Source organism: Kiloniella sp. (assembly GCF_048270245.1).
Classification (GTDB): Bacteria; Pseudomonadota; Alphaproteobacteria; order Kiloniellales; family Kiloniellaceae; genus Kiloniella.
The window spans coordinates 1-16,844 of record NZ_JBLWTH010000001.1 but is presented as its reverse complement, the minus strand read 5'-3'; the positions used below and the strand labels follow the sequence as shown (position 1 = coordinate 16,844).

15 protein-coding genes are annotated in these 16,844 nt (G+C 45.8%); 6 read left to right on the top strand and 9 right to left on the bottom strand.

Translation table 11 applies throughout. From position 1 onward, the window contains the following. Positions 1 to 102: 102 nt before the first annotated feature. From ACN0W5_RS00075 to ACN0W5_RS00065, 3 genes are all read left to right on the top strand, one after another. Positions 103 to 666 carry a cysteine hydrolase family protein gene (locus ACN0W5_RS00075; protein WP_417452254.1) on the top strand — a complete coding sequence of 188 codons (564 nt, stop codon included), beginning with the start codon at positions 103 to 105 and terminating at the stop codon, positions 664 to 666. Positions 667 to 703: 37 nt separating this feature from the next. After that, positions 704 to 1,189 (top strand): cupin domain-containing protein, encoded by a 486-nt coding sequence (locus ACN0W5_RS00070; RefSeq protein WP_417452253.1) that lies wholly within the window; start codon positions 704 to 706, stop codon positions 1,187 to 1,189. A gap of 266 nt (positions 1,190 to 1,455) precedes the next feature. Further along, complete coding sequence (locus ACN0W5_RS00065; RefSeq protein ID WP_417452252.1) at positions 1,456 to 2,361, top strand: hypothetical protein; 906 nt, start codon at positions 1,456 to 1,458, stop codon at positions 2,359 to 2,361. 63 nt (positions 2,362 to 2,424) lie between these two features. Here the strand turns inward: ACN0W5_RS00065 and ACN0W5_RS00060 are convergent, their stop codons facing one another. After that, positions 2,425 to 3,348 carry an AraC family transcriptional regulator gene (locus ACN0W5_RS00060; protein ID WP_417452251.1) on the bottom strand — a complete coding sequence of 308 codons (924 nt, stop codon included), beginning with the start codon at positions 3,346 to 3,348 and terminating at the stop codon, positions 2,425 to 2,427. Positions 3,349 to 3,377: 29 nt separating this feature from the next. On the opposite strand from ACN0W5_RS00060, the gene ACN0W5_RS00055 reads away from it, so the two are divergent. Both ACN0W5_RS00055 and ACN0W5_RS00050 read left to right on the top strand, forming a co-directional pair. After that, positions 3,378 to 3,785, top strand: coding sequence for a DUF2000 family protein (locus tag ACN0W5_RS00055; protein WP_417452250.1), 408 nt, complete (start codon positions 3,378 to 3,380; stop codon positions 3,783 to 3,785). A gap of 144 nt (positions 3,786 to 3,929) precedes the next feature. Continuing rightward, positions 3,930 to 4,304 (top strand): hypothetical protein, encoded by a 375-nt coding sequence (locus tag ACN0W5_RS00050; protein ID WP_417452249.1) that lies wholly within the window; start codon positions 3,930 to 3,932, stop codon positions 4,302 to 4,304. Positions 4,305 to 4,385: 81 nt separating this feature from the next. Here the strand turns inward: ACN0W5_RS00050 and ACN0W5_RS00045 are convergent, their stop codons facing one another. Beyond that, the gene (locus tag ACN0W5_RS00045; RefSeq protein ID WP_417452248.1) at positions 4,386 to 5,279 is read right to left on the bottom strand and encodes a LysR family transcriptional regulator; all 894 of its coding nucleotides are present in this window, start codon (positions 5,277 to 5,279) and stop codon (positions 4,386 to 4,388) included. Between the two features lie 162 nt (positions 5,280 to 5,441). Between ACN0W5_RS00045 and ACN0W5_RS00040 the strand changes: the two genes are divergently transcribed. Further along, positions 5,442 to 6,710: an NAD(P)/FAD-dependent oxidoreductase gene (locus ACN0W5_RS00040; RefSeq protein WP_417452247.1), complete on the top strand. Its 1,269-nt coding sequence runs from the start codon at positions 5,442 to 5,444 to the stop codon at positions 6,708 to 6,710. Between the two features lie 86 nt (positions 6,711 to 6,796). Here the strand turns inward: ACN0W5_RS00040 and purH are convergent, their stop codons facing one another. The 7 genes from purH to ACN0W5_RS00005 form a co-directional block, all read right to left on the bottom strand. Continuing rightward, positions 6,797 to 8,371 (bottom strand): bifunctional phosphoribosylaminoimidazolecarboxamide formyltransferase/IMP cyclohydrolase, encoded by a 1,575-nt coding sequence (gene purH / locus ACN0W5_RS00035; RefSeq protein WP_417452246.1) that lies wholly within the window; start codon positions 8,369 to 8,371, stop codon positions 6,797 to 6,799. 252 nt (positions 8,372 to 8,623) lie between these two features. Next, positions 8,624 to 10,582, bottom strand: coding sequence for a polysaccharide biosynthesis protein (locus ACN0W5_RS00030; RefSeq protein WP_417452245.1), 1,959 nt, complete (start codon positions 10,580 to 10,582; stop codon positions 8,624 to 8,626). 125 nt (positions 10,583 to 10,707) lie between these two features. Further along, positions 10,708 to 11,718: an MraY family glycosyltransferase gene (locus ACN0W5_RS00025; protein WP_417452244.1), complete on the bottom strand. Its 1,011-nt coding sequence runs from the start codon at positions 11,716 to 11,718 to the stop codon at positions 10,708 to 10,710. After that, entirely contained in the window at positions 11,715 to 13,511 is a 1,797-nt protein-coding gene (locus ACN0W5_RS00020; protein ID WP_417452243.1) for a heparinase II/III family protein, read from the bottom strand. The genes ACN0W5_RS00025 and ACN0W5_RS00020 overlap by 4 nt, the downstream gene beginning before the upstream one ends. A gap of 12 nt (positions 13,512 to 13,523) precedes the next feature. After that, positions 13,524 to 14,186 carry a ribulose-phosphate 3-epimerase gene (gene rpe, locus ACN0W5_RS00015; protein ID WP_417452242.1) on the bottom strand — a complete coding sequence of 221 codons (663 nt, stop codon included), beginning with the start codon at positions 14,184 to 14,186 and terminating at the stop codon, positions 13,524 to 13,526. Between the two features lie 134 nt (positions 14,187 to 14,320). Further along, on the bottom strand, positions 14,321 to 15,502 hold the full coding sequence (locus tag ACN0W5_RS00010; protein ID WP_417452241.1) for a diaminopropionate ammonia-lyase: 1,182 nt from the start codon (positions 15,500 to 15,502) through the stop codon (positions 14,321 to 14,323). Between the two features lie 45 nt (positions 15,503 to 15,547). Next, positions 15,548 to 16,717, bottom strand: a complete 1,170-nt coding sequence (locus ACN0W5_RS00005; RefSeq protein WP_417452240.1) for an amidohydrolase — start codon at positions 16,715 to 16,717, stop codon at positions 15,548 to 15,550. Positions 16,718 to 16,844 lie beyond the last annotated feature (127 nt).

The following is a 16,844-nucleotide window of genomic DNA, read 5'->3' as shown; positions in this document are numbered from 1 at the left end:
AAAGCGAGGATCAGCATGCGCGGCGCTTGAGCGTAATACGCCCTCTCTTAAGGGGCGGTACAAACCCCTCAGTGGCGTTTGAACGATTATAAAGGCTCTTTGATGAAACTCCCCACAAACACGGCACTTGTTGTTATCGATGTGCAGCGGGCCATTGATGAAGCTTTCTGGTCTCAGCATGGGCCGAGAAACAATCCCGATGCGGAACAGAATATGGCGGTGGTGTTGAAACACTGGCGCGATACCAAGCGTCCTATTTTTCATATTCGACACGATAGCGTAAATACTGATTCTACCTATGCACCGGGAGCAGAAACTCATGCTTTTAAACCCGAAGTTATGCCTCTATCCGGTGAAGTGATCATTGGGAAGGGCGCAAATTCTGCTTTTATCAACACAACACTAGAACAAACGCTCCGAGATCAGGGAATTGATCACGTTGTGATGATGGGTGTGATTACCAACAATTCTGTCGAAGCAACAGTGCGCCATGCTGGTAATCTCGGTTTTACGACCTATCTTATAGAAGACGCCTGTTTTACCTTTGCCTTTCCTGATTATAGCGGCACCCTGCGATCAGCGCAGGAGGTCCACGATATGTCTCTTGCCAATATGGATGGTGAGTACTGTCAGGTTATAACGACAGCGCAGGTATTGGGCGTCTAAACGGGAGTATTTAAAACAAAAATAAAGTGGGAGAGTTATGAAAAACTATCTAATCAAAAAGCATGAAGTCGAACAGATGCAGGGCACGGAAAAAGGCCATTTTCTCAATTCCAATGCACTGCGCACCAACAAATCACTGGGTGATCTTACTGGACTGACGGGCTTTGGTTTTCATATCATAGAAGTTGAACCGGGTCGGGATACAACGGAATATCATGTACACTATCACGAAGATGAGTGTGTCTATGTTCTGTCTGGCACAGCCACTGCCTATATCGGTGATGAAGAATATCAAATTAACGAAGGTGATTTTATCGGTTACCGTGCGGGCGGTGAAGCCCACGGGATCACGAATACAGGCACAGAAACCTTTAAATGTATCGTCGTGGGTCAACGGCTCGCTTTTGACATGGCTGATTACCCTCACAAGGACAAACGGATCTTTCGCGAAGACGGCAAGCCATGGCAGTTGGTGGATAAAGAAAACATTGAAACCCCCACTGGTCCTCTCGGTAAAAAGTAACAATCTTGATTGTTTCTAATTAGATCTGGATACTCTTCCAAATTGCTTACCGTAATTTGGCAAGTCCAAGTGGACGCCCGAGTTAATACGAGGACAAGCATGCGCGGCGTTTGAGCGCAATACGTCCTCTTGAGGGGCGGTACTAAATTTAAAATATTTTCTTATCGCGGGAATAAAATGCGTTCTGCGTTGTAACCCTGACAGGACAAGGATTTCCAATGTCCTGTCAGGGTTATTTATTTTTACCGCATAAGGAACAGTCGGGTATGTATTACGACCAAAACTTTAAGACATTATCACTTACAAAAAATGGTTTTTCAAAAGGCACATTTTTAAGCACGTTACTTTTGGTTGGTGCGCTTGCGGCTTCAGGAACAGCCGAAGCATCGGGAAGCCTGTTTCAGAAGCTTAAGAACAATCTGGAAAATGAAGCCACGGAAGAGGTTACAAAAGAAGCGACCAAGCTGCTCGGAACCGCGAAAAAAGAAGTTATAACCGAGACAACTAAGAAAAGTGCAGCTCAACCAACTACGTCAACTTCCACTGAGGTGGCAGCGGCAGGACAGACGCCTGAGCTGGGGACACCGTCTGCTGATCTGATCAGTATGACTAAATGTACGGATTTAAAACCGGAAAATATCACCATCGGAACGCTGGGGGACTATACGTTTCAAAAGGGCTTTAGCAATGAAAAGCGGTCTGGTTTGATCAATCGTCGCACAGGGGCTTTGAGTAATGGTTGTATTCTGCCGTCGCTCAATTCCCGCGAGATTGCTTATATGGAAGTTGACGAAAAATCCTTCGATGCTTTGGGCAGTTCCAATGATTGGGAAATGCAGTGCATTAAATCAGGTAATCCGGGTGCGGGTGTTGTGGGGGCGAGTGAGCCAAAAACCGAATACCCTTACACCGTGAACGTACTAAGTGGCAAAGACATGATGCTTCATTGCGGTAATTCAGAAAATGTTGCGGAATGTGCTGAGGGCAGTAACAGTAGCCGTAGTTCCGCGTGGAAGAAAAATTTGGACGGGCGTGGCAAAACAATGCTGAGCGTCATGGCCAATACCAGTACGCTTGCTCCGGCACAGGGTGAAAAGCTCTACTGCCAATACTATAACAAAAAATCTGGTAATAGCCTCTTTGCTTTTGAATATCTAAGGCTGCAAAACTAAAACCTGATTTACTAACGAGCTGAATATGAAAAGGGTTTTGATATTTGTTTATCAGAGCCCTTTTTATGGGATGACTAAAGAACTAGCTAATAGGGTATGAGAGTTATCGCGCAAGCTTTTTTTATTGTTGCAATAACGTCCCCATTGTCCGGGGCTGATGCCATAAGCCTTTTTAAAATGGCGATTGAGGTGGCTTTGATCGGCAAAACCAACGGTGAAAGCGACATCGGCAAGGGGCTGTGCTTCTTCAATCAACTTACGGGCAAATTCCAAGCGACGCATAAGTAAAAATCGGTGTGGGCTTGTACCAAATGCGCGTCTGAAATGGCGCGAAAGGGTAAAGCGGTCCATATCCGTTACCTTTTCCAATTCCTCAGAATGCACATTGCGGCAAGCATTCTCATAGAGAAAATCTTTGGCTTTATCGACTGCGGCGTTATTCGTTTTAAGGGCAGAGGGCTTTGGGCCTTTGGCGTGCCGGACAAGACAATGGGCAACTTGACTGATCGTATCGTCTCTTGCCAAGTCGCTCAGGTTATTTTCAAGCTCACCCAAGGCCGTAACCATAGCTGTTTGTAAGTCTGGGTCATCAAGGATAGGAGTCTCGACAAAGGGTAGGGTAATGAAGTTTTCTCCCAATGCCTCACGAATCAAAGATGGTTCGAGATAAAGCATGCGATACAGCAGTCCTTCGTCAGTCCCGGACCCACCATCGTGCAATTCATCTGGGTGGAGCACGATAATCTGCCCCGGCTGACTGTACCGTCGATCCCCGCGATAGCCAAAGGCTTGGATGCCTTGCATCGTTAGACCTAATGCATAGGTGTCATGGCGATGTGGCTCGAAAAAATCGCCAACAAAACGCGCTTGGATGCGGGACAAACCAGACACGACAGGTGCCGAGATTATTTGCGCAGATGCAGAAGATTTGCACGAACGTTCAAGACGTAGATTTATACTTTCATTTATCTGGTTGTCTTTGTTCACATCAAGAACCCTGAATCAGAGAGACCATTATGTTTGATACTAAAATTGCTGTTGTTTTGCGAGATGATTTACAAACCTGGCAGGCTTTGAACGTTACCGCGTTTCTAAGTGGCGGGCTTGCGGGCGAAAATCAGACGATCATTGGCGAGGCATATCGTGATCGGATGGGGAATAACTATAACGCCCTGATCCGCCAGCCGATTATTGTTTTATCTGCTTGTGAAAACACCATACAAAAAATCCATCAGCGATCACTTACGCGCGGCGTCAAATCCTCACTTTATATTGAAGAAATGTTCTCGACGGGTCATGACGCCGCTAACCGTGCTGTTTTTGCAGAATATGACCCTGAAGATGCCAAAGTAGTGGGGATTGCCCTACACAGTGATAAAAAGATCGTCGATAAAATTACAAAAGGCGCAAAGATGTATAGCTAAATAAAAATGTGTGCGTAGATACTGACACGACGTGATCGCTTCAAAATCAAAGATCACTTTGTATTTGTCAGTTCTTCGTCAGCTTAAAACGATAATGTCTTTTCAGTTTGTATCTAAAAGCAGAGGACGCAGAAAATGAGGGGCATGAACCGTTGGGCAGGCCTGTTATCCTTGGGGGTTACAGTTTTTTTCTTGAATGGGTGCAGTAACACTGGCGCGGATTATCGACCGATAGTCGATGGTGGTGACAGTGCAGCATATGAAAGTGATCTGAATGAGTGCGCAGCAGTTGCGGACCAACGTGGGTACCTAAACGGAGATGTTCAAAATGCCGCCCTACTTGGCACTGGTCTTGGTGCAATTGTCGGTGGATTGAGTGATGGCTGGGGCGGTGCTTTGGTTGGCGGTGTTATTGGTGCGGCGGGTGGTGCCGGAGCCGAGGCATGGGATACACAAGACGAACGTAAGCAAATTGTAAAGAACTGTATGAAGGGGCGTGGCCATAACGTTGTTGGCTAAACCTTCATCCCTTCTCGGGCTCTTTTAGAGACGCTGTATTACCTCGAGCAGTGTTATTCTGGCAGGCTAAATTGTGGTGTTTCAGTTTTCCCCCTGAAACAGGTGTCGATCTCCCGTAGCTGCGTTAGCCAGATGATCTAAAAGGGCCCGAACCCGAGCGTTTCTTTGCAAGTCTTTGTGAGTGACAAGCCAAAGCTCCCCTTCTACATCTGGTAGGGGCGAAAAGACGGGAACTAATTCATGCCAATTTTGTCCTGTTAAGCAGGGTAAAAGGATAAGATTATGACTATTGATCGCGAGTTGGGCGTTGGTCAGCATACTACTGCTTTCATACGCAATATGAACATCGGGAATAGTTTTGCGTAACCAGTCTGTTGTTTGTTGGGCGAGTGAGCCGCCTGTCCATGCAATAAAGGACTTTTCACTAAGGTCGCTTAATTTTTGAATTTGTCCTGATTCATAATGAGCGCTGGATCCATATATTCCCCATTTCAAAGTCGACAGCTTTCGACCTATCAAGCTTTCTTCTGTGGGCCGCGCGGGACGGAGTGCAATATCTGCTTCGCGTTCTGTCAGGCTCAGGCGCTGATTATCGCTGATAATTTCGATATATAAACCGGGGTATTTTTCCGCAAACGGGGGAATGTGCCGACTTAAGAAAGAAGCTGCAAGGCTTTCTGTGGACGTGATTCGCAATCTTCCCGTAAGTTTTTGATCTTTGCCTGTTAAGGCACGTTCGGCATTGAACGTTTCCTGTTCAATGCGTTCCGCAGCAATGATTATTTCTCTGCCCGCTTCGGTTGGAACATATCCGTGGCGATGCCTTTCAAAAAGTTTCAGATTGTAAATTGTTTCGATTTTTTCTAATCGCCTGAAGACAGTAGATGTGTTGACTTTCAAATGTTTTGCCGCGTTGGGGATGTTCCTCGCGCGAAAAATAGCTAACACATATTGGTAATCGTTCCAGGAAATCATAGTTGCTTTTTCGCAAGTTAAAATCGCAAAGTCACAACTTTTATCTCATAAATGCATATGCTTTTCTAATGATAAATGAAGATTAGAGGCACGGTAATTGGCAGTGATGTGGCGCAAGAGCCTTGTTCTTTAGAAAACTATTGATGGTATAGGGAACATAAAATGAAACAGTTGGTTATTCTTGGAGGTGGTTTTGCTGGACTATGGGCGGCAATGTCGGCTGCCGGAGAGCGGGTTGATGCTGATGCCGATGCAGGAAAAATTGACATTACCCTGATCTCCAAAGATGCACATCTGGTGATCAGACCTCGCCTTTATGAAGGTGGCGGTGAAGACAAACGCGTTCCCTTAAAGCCTTTGTTGGATAAAATTGGTGTTCGATTTATTCAGGCGACAATAGGATCAATTGATCCGCAGGATAAGAGTGTTTTCTTTTCAGATCATACCCACGCTAAAATTTCATATGATGCGGTTATTCTTGCGACTGGCAGCTACCTCAAACAGCTAAATATTACGGGGGTTAAACAGTACGGGTTCTCAGCAGATACCTATGAAGAAACCGAAAAGCTGGATCAGCAATTAACCCGTATAGTTGCTGTACAGGAAGAATCAGCAAAAACACTTGTGGTGATCGGCGCTGGTTTTACAGGCCTAGAGCTTGCTACAGAATTACGTAGCCGTTTGAAGAAAAAATCTGACAAAACCTGTCGTATTATTTTAGTTGATAAAGAAGAAATAGCGGGCGCAGAATTGGGTGTTAATCCAAAACCTTATATCGATGAGGCCCTTCGACTGCACAATATTGAGCTACGTCTGGGGACATCAGTCAAAGAGCTCACAGAAAACAGTGTCACTCTTACTGATGGCGAGGTAATCGCGACCCAGACGGTTGTTTTTGCCAACGGAATAGAAGCAAATAAGCTGACCAGTAGTTTTGGAAAACCAGACGCAGGGGCACAAGGGCGGTTAGCGGTTGCTCAGGATCTTAGCATTCCCGGCTATGACAATGCCTTTGGAGCAGGGGATGTTGTCTGGGCTTATACCGAACCTTTGGTGCCTTCAGATGATTCTGAACTTATGACGTCCTCTGAAAAGAGTTTGGCTTACAACTCAGATCGGCCGCGGACGCTTTTTTCCTGTCAGCACGCCATCCAGCTTGGGCGTTTTGCTGGGTATAATGCGATTAAAAAGCTTCGGGGTCAGCCGGGTAAAGATTACGAGCAGACCTTTTATGCGACTTGCCTTGATCTTGGTGATTGGGGGGCGCTTTTTACCACAGGCTGGGACAGGGTCGCGGATAAAACCGGTGTTGAAGGAAAAGAAATGAAAAAGATGATCAACACTCAGTGGATCTATCCACCTTCGTCTGAATCATCCGCAGAAGAGATTTATGCTTTTGTTGCTTTTGACGAGGAAGAGACCGCAGCGTAATCAAGGCGGTCTATTTTGAAATTAAAAAGGCTGCCAGTTTATTTTGGCAGCCTTTTTGATTTGTCTCGTTGCTAGTTTGGGCCGCCTTAATGACGGAAATGACGCATGCCTGTATAAACCATGGCAAGACCTGCTTTATCAGCAGCGGCAATAACTTCGTCGTCACGCATGGACCCGCCTGGTTGGATAACAGCTGTAGCGCCGGCATCGGCAGCGGCGAGCAAGCCATCTGCGAAAGGGAAGAAGGCATCGGAAGAAACAACAGAACCAATTGTTCCTGCTTCGCTTAACCCAGCGGCTTCAGCGGCTTCTTTACTTTTCCAAGCAGCAATTCTGGATGAATCAACCCGGCTCATCTGTCCGGCCCCGATGCCAACGATCGCACCGTTTTTGGCATAGACGATGGCGTTCGATTTTACATGTTTGCCAACTCTGAAAGCGAAGATCATATCGGCAATCTCTTGCTCGGTTGGTTGGCGTTTTGTCACAACCTTGAGGTCTGCGGCAGTAATGCGACCATTATCGCGGCCTTGTAATAGGAAGCCACCAGATATGGTCTTCATGTTCATGCCGGTATCTGCCGGATTTGGCATTTCACCGGTGACAAGAACACGCAAATTTTTCTTGGCCGCGAAGATCGCCTTGGCGTCATCATCAATCGCGGGCGCAATAACAACTTCTGCAAAAAGATCGGCGACCTGTGTGGCTGTCGCTGCATCCATGGTTTTATTGGTGGCGATAATACCGCCAAAAGCACTGGTCGGATCACACGCGAGGGCTGCTTTGTAAGCATCACTGAGGTTATCTGCCGTTGCTACACCGCAGGGGTTCGCGTGTTTGATGATCGCGATGGTAGGGGCATCAAATTCCGAGACCAGTTCAAAAGCTGCGTCGGTGTCGTTCAGGTTGTTGTAGCTCAGTTCTTTGCCTTGTAGCTGTTGTGCTGTGACAACGCCGGGACGCGCATCAATAGACTTGTAGACTGCGGCTACCTGATGAGGGTTCTCTCCATAGCGTAGAGACTGTTTGATCTTGCCACCGAGAGTGGTTTCGCGCGGGAAATCGACATTGCATTCGCCTTGAAGCCAATTTGAAATCATCGAATCATAACGCGCCGTGTGGCTGTAGGCTGTTGCTGCTAGTTTGCGACGGGTTTCTTTGGTCGTCGCGCCGCCATTGGCTTTCATCTCTTCTTGTACCAATGCATAGTCACTTGGGTCAGTGACAATCGTTACAAAGCCATGGTTTTTGGCGGCAGCACGAACCATCCCTGGACCACCGATATCAATGTTTTCAACACATGTATCGTAGTCTGCCCCGGACTTGAGCGTTGCTTCAAAGGGGTAGAGATTCACAACTACCAGATCAATTGGCGCAATGTCATGTTCTGCCATGGCGTCTGTATGTGTCTTGAGATCGCGTCTGGCTAGAATACCGCCGTGAATTTTCGGGTGCAGCGTTTTTACGCGCCCGTCCATAATTTCCGGAAAGCCTGTGTGGCTAGAAACTTCTTTTACGGGAACGCCTGCTTCGCTTAGTGCGCGTGCGGAGCCTCCTGTAGAAAGAATCTCAATACCTTGATCCGTTAAAAACTTACCGAATTCAACGAGATCCGTTTTATCAGATACGGAAACGAGAGCACGACGGATGGTGTCAGACATAGCAGTTCCTTGCAGCTGTCTTCCACCCCGGTTGCCCGCCGGGGCGGGAAGTATGTATCATTTTAGTTCGTTTTTTACGTCAAAAATGATCAATGTTGGCCGAAATTTTCTTAGGCAAGGGCACTAATAAACCGAAGGATCATCGGATGCAATGTATATCGTGTTTTAGGATGAACGAGGCACAAATTTATTACGTGTGTCGTTCAAAATTAAGGTGAATGCATTTCGTCCAAGATACTCAGTCAGTAAAATTTACTGGGAAAGAGCTTCGTTGAACTGTTTGTCCTGATGTTTGTTTAATGCCAAATCAGGCCTTAAACGTCCATTATACTCAGGAACAAGGTGACACAATTGTTCAATGACTCTTTCCCGATCTCTTTGGTCGATCAGGGTGGATAAATGATCGAGATCGCGGTTAAGGATATCCCGATCTGTAATTCTTGGTGTTGCCAACTTCAAGCTGCCGTGTGTTGTGGGCAGAAGAGGTTCTGTTTCATGAAATAATTCTTCGTATAGCTTCTCGCCGGGGCGGAGACCTGTGTACTGAATTTTGATGTCTTTTTCTGGTTCGAACCCTCCAAGCCGGATGACCTGTTTGGCGAGATCAGCAATTTTCACGGGGTCGCCCATATCCAGTACATAAATTTTACCCGCATCTTCTCGGGCCATAGCCGCGCCGAGCGTCATGGTTTGAAGCACCAGTTCTACAGCTTCTTTTATTGTCATAAAATACCGGGTGATGTCTGGATGAGTCACAGTCAGTGGTCCCCCAGATTTCAGTTGCCGTTCAAACAAGGGCACAACAGATCCTGTTGAACCAAGAACGTTACCAAATCTTACGGTAACAAAGCGGGTTTTGTTCTCTTGTTTACCTGCCAAGTCCATGGTTTGGCAGTAGCTTTCAGCTAATCGTTTGCTAGCACCCATAATATTTGGTGGGTTAATGGCTTTGTCAGTAGAAATCAAAACCATTGTTTGTACACCAACTCGACGACAGGCATCGGCAGTGTTTTTGGTGCCTATTACATTGGTGTGGATACCTTCAATGGGGTTTGCCTCGACAAGGGGGACATGTTTTAAAGCAGCAGCATGGAATACGAGTTCTGGCTTGAAGCGATCAAATATTTGATTTAGGCGCGATTGGTCCCGAACATCACCGAGAACGGCATCTCGTTCCAATTCGGGATAGTCTTCAGATAATTCCATATCGATGGAATAGAGATTGAATTCAGAACTATCTAGCAGAATTATATGAGATGGTGTAAACGAGGCAATTTGTCGGGAAAGCTCGGACCCGATTGAACCACCACAACCTGTGATCAGAACGCGTTTTCCAGATATTAGTTTTGCCATGGCTGGGCGATCTAGCTTGGCCTGTTGGCGACCGAGCAGATCTTCAATCGCAATTGGTTTAACTTCGATTTCATTGCCAAAATTGCTTTTGAATTCAGTTGGGTTGGGCAAGCGTTCGATAAGTAAATTATTATGGGCGGCAACATCATTAATGTGTTGCATACCGTCCCTGTCGATGACTTTTGACATTATAATTCGTTGGGGAAGCCTGTTGCTGGAAGCTACCTTATCCAAGGCATCCTGTAATTTGTCCAGCGGCCCCATAATGGGCAGATCATGCATGCGTCGGCCTGCTTCTTGACCTGTTGGATCTAGGATGCCGACAACTTCGTAGGCGCTTGTGGGGTCTCTTGTTATATGTCTGAGAAAGGCTTCGGCAATATCGTCAAAACCGATAAGGAATACGGGTACCCTAAGATGGCTATCCTTTTCCATGAGTCTTCGTACGCCCTGATCTTTCCATATTCGGTAGACCATACGTGGACCACCGAGGAGAAAGATGAGGACGAACCAGTTGATAATCAGAGAGCTTCTTGGGATGTCTTCAAGGCGATTCCAAAAAAAGAGGATTGGAAGGAATAACAACATAACAAGGCTAGAAGCCTTTATTATGTTGAGTAAATCATTCATTGAGGCGTAACGCCAGGTGCCCCTATAGAAATCAAGCATCCAGAAGGTACCAATTCCTATCAGGATAAAGAGGGCCCAAGCAGGAAACAAGCTGAGGGGGGGGATTGCCGCCGCGTCGTTGACATCCATACGGAGCGCCAGGGAAAGAGCAAACGAAATCGCAAGCATGAAAAGGTCATGCGAAAATGCGATCAATGATTTGCTACGTGAAGTTCTAAGAAACTTCATTTGATAATTTTCCTGACGGCAATGTAGTGAATAGAATGACTTACTTAATTTGGTTTCACTTTACTGGCAATGTCTAAAGTTGACCAGTAAGCTTTCACATGTATCTGTTAATAATCTTTGTTTTCCTACTGTGCTTGTTTCTTTTTCAACACCTTCATTGTACTGAATACAATAATTAGAGCAATGATCAGGCTATACCATGGGTAATCAGCACTTAGGAAAAGTGCTAAGGCAATTAAGACGATGTTACAGGCTAAAATAGTCAAGGAAACCGCTTTGTGGCTGAGGCCATTTTGCACACCAATTTGGTAACAATGTTCTTTATGGGCTTCCCAGATTTTTTGTTTTCGTACTGCGCGTTTTAACAGTGTAATTGTCGCGTCACATAGATAATAGAGCGGTAGAATAAAAGCCGCTGCCCACATACCTTTTATAATCAAGAAAATCATAAACCATCCGAGAATATATCCCAGTGGAATGGAACCGACATCACCAAGAAAAATTGCTGCTGGTTCCCAGTTCCAAATTAAGAAGCCCAATGTTGCCGCAAGGACAAACAGCGGTAAATAAAAAGCATCAGTTTGCCAGGAAAAATAGGACGCAATAAGAACTACCCCCAGGGTAATTGTGGACGTTTCTACACCTGTTATGCCGTCAATGCCGTCCATAAAGTTATAGAGATTAATAAACCACACCCATGATAGGCCAATGAAGATATAATCAATCCACTGCGGGATAATCGCTGGGAATAGTTTGATTTCTTGTCCGTCATGGTTAATCCCCCAAAGGCTGGTCACCACCACAATAATTTGTATCAACAAGCGGAATTTCGGGGAAAGATCTTTTAAATCGTCCAACCATGAAATTGCCATCAAGACAATCGAGCCGGTAAATATAAACCAAAACCCCGGTAGAGAGGTCAATGACGCAGACCCATGGCCAGCCCATCCAAGAAGGATGATCCCCATCAAAGCAAGCCCACCGCCTCTGGGTGTCGGGATGGTGTGACTACTCCGTTCATTCGGATTATCGAGAATACTCTTGTTAATCAGAACTTTCCGAAGCATCGCAGTTGCTACACAAGATGCAAGTAGGGAAATAGCGAATATTGTCAGGACGTGGAGTAACTCTGTCATTGATCCCATAGGTTAGATTGGTTGTTTTTTGATGTGGATTTTTTCGCGTTTACTCTGACAAGTGACCATTTTATTTTTGTATCACTGGTGCTTGTTATCCCCGACAGGACAATTTGTTGACTTCGACGTATTTCGCCTGCTTTTCCAAGATAGATACTTGGCTCTAATGATAGGTTGGCCCCTTCGCAGGAAAATTGCCAACCGCCCCCTTTTTGCAGGCTTAATAATACAACGTTGCCACCACTTATGGGGGACGCTTTGACATCAGAATGCAAGTGAAAACGAATAGAAAATTCGTGCCGATCTCTTTCGTCTAAGCTTTCCGAGAAACGTAATATGTCGTTACCTTTAATTCCTTCGCCCTTGGGAAGTGCGATCAAAGTGCGATCATGAAGTATGCCTGATTTGTTCAAATATCCATCGTGAGACATTTCCAAACGAATCTCGCCGTTGCTGTCTTCTTCTCTACGACAAGTGACGTTATCGGGGCGTTTGGCAAGTCCCCCACGAGGCGTCAGGTGCGCAGAATTTGTTTCCGCAAGTGTTACTGTCGTGTGTGCTGCTGTTGCCCGGGGAATCCACCGCCATTGCGGATGGTTTCTATGGACACCACAATTTGTGATTAATCGTTCCCGCCCGACAGATAATTCAAAGCTAAGCGTACCAGCGTGTGCGGTGAGGTCATATCCCGGTGGTGGTGGTGCCCCAGCATCCACGATCACTGTGATGCGGCCAGACTGCAATCGTTGAAAGCCACTTTGTGGTGCAGCTAATAGCGGTTGCTTTCTTCCCTCTGCTCGCCGAAGAACCATGTCAATTTGCCAGCCATGGTCTTCGTTAGAATCGTTGAAAAGGGCTAAACCCCCATCCCCGTGAAGGAACATTCTCAAAACGGGAGACATAGATTCAATTGCTGAAATTATAGAACCGGGAACGTGCTTTTTTCCTGTGTGTAAGGTTGCTCTAATATCAATCAGATGGCGCAATACTTCCAAATGGATGTGAGGACTTCGTTGTATATGGCCACCGTCAGGCAAGATTTGGCGGGTGAGTTCCTGGCTAAGTAAGTCTAAAGCGCGTTTAAGCCATACGTCGCCTTCTGGTAAACAAACGCCGGCGTATAATAGCCCTTTAATCGCACGAATAAGCTCTACCCCTGTAAGACCTGCGGGTAAGGTTGAAGAAAGGTAGCGGGCCTGTTTTGCGATGCTGTCGTGGATACTTTGGCGAAGATTGATATCGGCAGAACTACCAATAAATTCGTAATGTCCTAACCAGTTATAGAGCCTACATCCTGTTATCGAAGGTTCCCATGTTAGGGGACGCCAACGGTTATTATCTCTTATCCATTGGTTCAGCATTTCTCGTGCTGTTCGTCGTGCCTGATCCCCCGCTGCGGCACGTAAGGATCTTAACCAAATGAAAGAATGTAATTCTTTAACCCAATCCAGCTCTGCCCCCACAGGATTCCATAGCGGGGAGGGATTGTTAATGACTTGCCCGGACAGTTCAATCTGTCCTGACAGAATTGCCCTGCCTTGATTTGTATCACCCAGCCAAGGATCGGTAGGTGTGAAAACCAGATTCGGAATGGCTTTACGGCTTATTGCCCAATCATAAAGTGGGCTGATAAGCAGAGGGTATTTTAACTTGTACCTGATTTTCTGGAAAATTAATGAATTGGGCAGCCTAAGGAAGGAAGCCAAGCGTTCAGACACATTGCTCTGGCCATTGATCCAACGACCAGTGCTTTTGTTCGTATCTCTTTTCTCGGTTTGGCGCTGGCCTTCCATAGGCGGATGCTCTTATTGCCCTTTTAGTTTTTTGATGTTGTTCGCATAGTTGTCAGGGCCCCCGTGAAAGGTTGCCGTGCCCGCGACAAGTAGATCAGCACCAGCTTCGATGGCTTGTGGCGCGGTATCAAAATTGATGCCGCCGTCAACCTCTAGATCAATATCTTTGCCAAGAGCATCAATTTTGTTTCTCAGGGCTGAAATTTTTCCAAGAGCACCGGGTATGAAAGATTGTCCCCCAAAACCGGGGTTCACTGACATGACTAACAAAAGATCAAGATCTTCAATAACGTGATCAACGATATCAATCGGGGTACCGGGGTTGAGCGCAAGCCCGGCTTTTACACCAAGTGATTTGATAAGTTGGATTGTGCGGTGAAAGTGTGGACCAGCTTCAGGATGAATTGTTATTATATCTGCGCCAGCATTTACAAAAGCTTCGATGTAGAGATCGATGGGTGAAATCATCAAATGAACATCAAATGGCTTCTTTGTTACTGGGCGAACCGCTTTGGTTATGGAAGGGCCAAACGAGATATTGGGTACGAAGTGCCCGTCCATAATATCGACATGTATATAATCTGCACCAGCCTGATCCAGGCGTTGAATTTCTTGTCCTAATTGAGAAAAATCTGCGGCAAGGATTGAGGGGGCGATACGTGTAGTTTTTTGCATTTATCCGGTTCTTTTATCCAAGGAAGCGAGGCTCTGCTAACAGAGATAATTTTCTCCACTTTGGTAGCAGTATAGCCTCGTCTTCGCAAGCAATTGCCAGATAATGTCTTGTTGTGAATTAGATGGAATACGAATTATCCTGATATGATTTTGTCATAGAGGGCTTTGTCCGTTGCACCTTCTGACCCAATAAGCAAAACTCTTGATGTTTTATCTATCCGAAGGTCGTTACGAAGAGCAGTATCCTGAGCAACGGTAATAATTGCAGCTAGTCCAGCAACCGCAGATTCCCCGGCTTCGATAGCAGGATCATTACCTATCGGTTTTGCAAGTAACTTCATAGCCGGCGCAATAAACATATCTGGTATAGACAGAAAGTCTGACGCTTCTTCACGTAAGATATTCCACGCGAGAGGCGAGGGTTCACCGCAGGATAAACCTGCCATGATGGTTTCTTGGGTTATTCGAACTGATGTTAGTGTATCTTTCACTGCACTTGCATAAAGGCAACTGGCCAAGTCGGGTTCGACAATGATAACGCGCGGAGAAGCTTTTCCCCACTTTTGCCGTAAGGCGGCACAAACGGATGCCGCGAGACCCCCGACCCCGCCTTGTAGGAATACATGGCTGGGCGGTGCAGAGAGTTCATGTGTGATTTCATTTGTCATAACGCCATAGCCAGCCATAACGTCTGTTGGTGGTTGTATGTAGTTATCCCATGATGTGTCTGAGACAATGCTCCAGTCGTTTTCTTCGGCATTGGTTTTTGCAATGCGAACAGAATCATCGTAATCGCCATCTATGCGAATAACGTCGGCCCCAAAATATCTCATCGCTTTGGCGCGTTCTTCACTGACTTCTGCATGGATGTATATCTTGCAATCAGCACCAAATTTTTTGGCGCCCCAAGCTAAGGAACGTCCATGATTTCCATCTGTCGCAGAAACAAGTGTGATTGCTTTTGTCAAAGAAGCGTATTTTCCCGAGCGAAGATCTGAAAGAGATATAATTTTATCGAATTTATTATATAGCTCTCGCTGTAATACTCTTGCAGCTGCATAGGCACCGCCCAAGGCCTTGAAAGATCCAAGGTCAAACCTTGGTCCTTCGTCCTTATAAAAAATATTATCCAGATTAAGTTGCTGAGCGAGGCTTTTTAAAGGATGAAGCGGTGTCGCTGTGTATCCCTCCCACGACATAATTTCGTTGGATGCATCAGCAAAATCCTGTGGTGTGATAACGCTTTTGAAGGCTTCCCCAGTGTGTCGGGCGTAAGATACGTGCTTAATAGTATCGGCAGAAAAAGTATCTAACATAAAATTTATCCTACTTGTGGTAAAGGCGTGGGGAAAACTTGATAATTATTCAGGTAAACGAGTTTTCACAAGCTGCGCCCAATAGGCGGCGCCGATTGTAAGTGCATCGTCATTGAAGTCATAATCAGAAGCATGAAGAGGCTTGCCATGGGTACCTTCTGTACCGTTGCCCATTAAGATAAAACAACCTGGTTTCTTTTGGGAAAACAACGCGAAGTCTTCCGAGAAGGACATTGGTTCCCGTTCACCTTGAACGTTGTCACTAATCCGTCTTGCCGCTTGAAGTGCGATTTGGGTCTGTTCGACTGTATTAATGGTTTCAATAAATTCGGTGTTGAAGCTGAACTTTGCTTCGACATCGTGACCTTGAGCTATACCGAACAAGAGCCGCTGCATATGAGCTTTGATTTGCTTTCGATCATCTGGTGTTCGGGCGCGCACATCTCCTTTAAGTATTGCAGAACCGGGAAGGACGTTTCTGCGTCCGTCAGTTATGAATTCGGTAATGGAGACGACAGCACCACATCCTGGGTCCATTTTACGTGCAACGATAGATTGGAGCGCTTGGACAATTTCAGAGCCAACAAGAATTGCATCGACCCCTTTTTGCGGCATGGCCGAATGACCGCCGCGCGCGTTTATCGCGATTTCAAACAAGCTCTCGCTGGAACAAATAGTGCCGGGTCTTGTGGAAAACTCTCCAAGGGGAGCACCAGGTAAATTATGGAGTCCGTATATTTCGTCGATTTGAAATTTTTCGAAAATACCATCTTTGACCATTGCAGCGGCACCCAGACCATTCTCTTCGTTGGGCTGGAATATAAAAACAACTGTACCGTTGAAGTTTTGTTTTTCTGATAAAAATTGGGCTGCGCCGAGAAGCATTGCGGTATGGCCATCGTGCCCACAGGCGTGCATTTTTCCCTCTGTCGTTGAGCAATATTCATGACTACTGGTTTCTTGTATGGGGAGTGCATCCATGTCGGCTCTCAATGCAATTGCTTGATTTCCGCGACCTTTTTTTAGAATGCCGACAACGCCAGTACCGCCGACTCCTTCATGAACTTCCAAACCATAAGATTTCAGTTCAAAAGCAATTTTCTGGGCTGTTCTTTGTTCTTCGAACCCGAGTTCAGGGTTGCGATGTAAATCATGACGTAAGTCGATCAGTTTTTGTTTTTGATACTGAAATGCATCTGGTGTGACATCGGTCATCATTAACTCCTTTAACTCTTGTGAATAAGAATATATTGAAAATATTATTAAATTTATTGAATTATTATTTTATAAGGATTAATTTAATCAAAATAATCCTTATGATACATGGGAATAAGAATGGAGT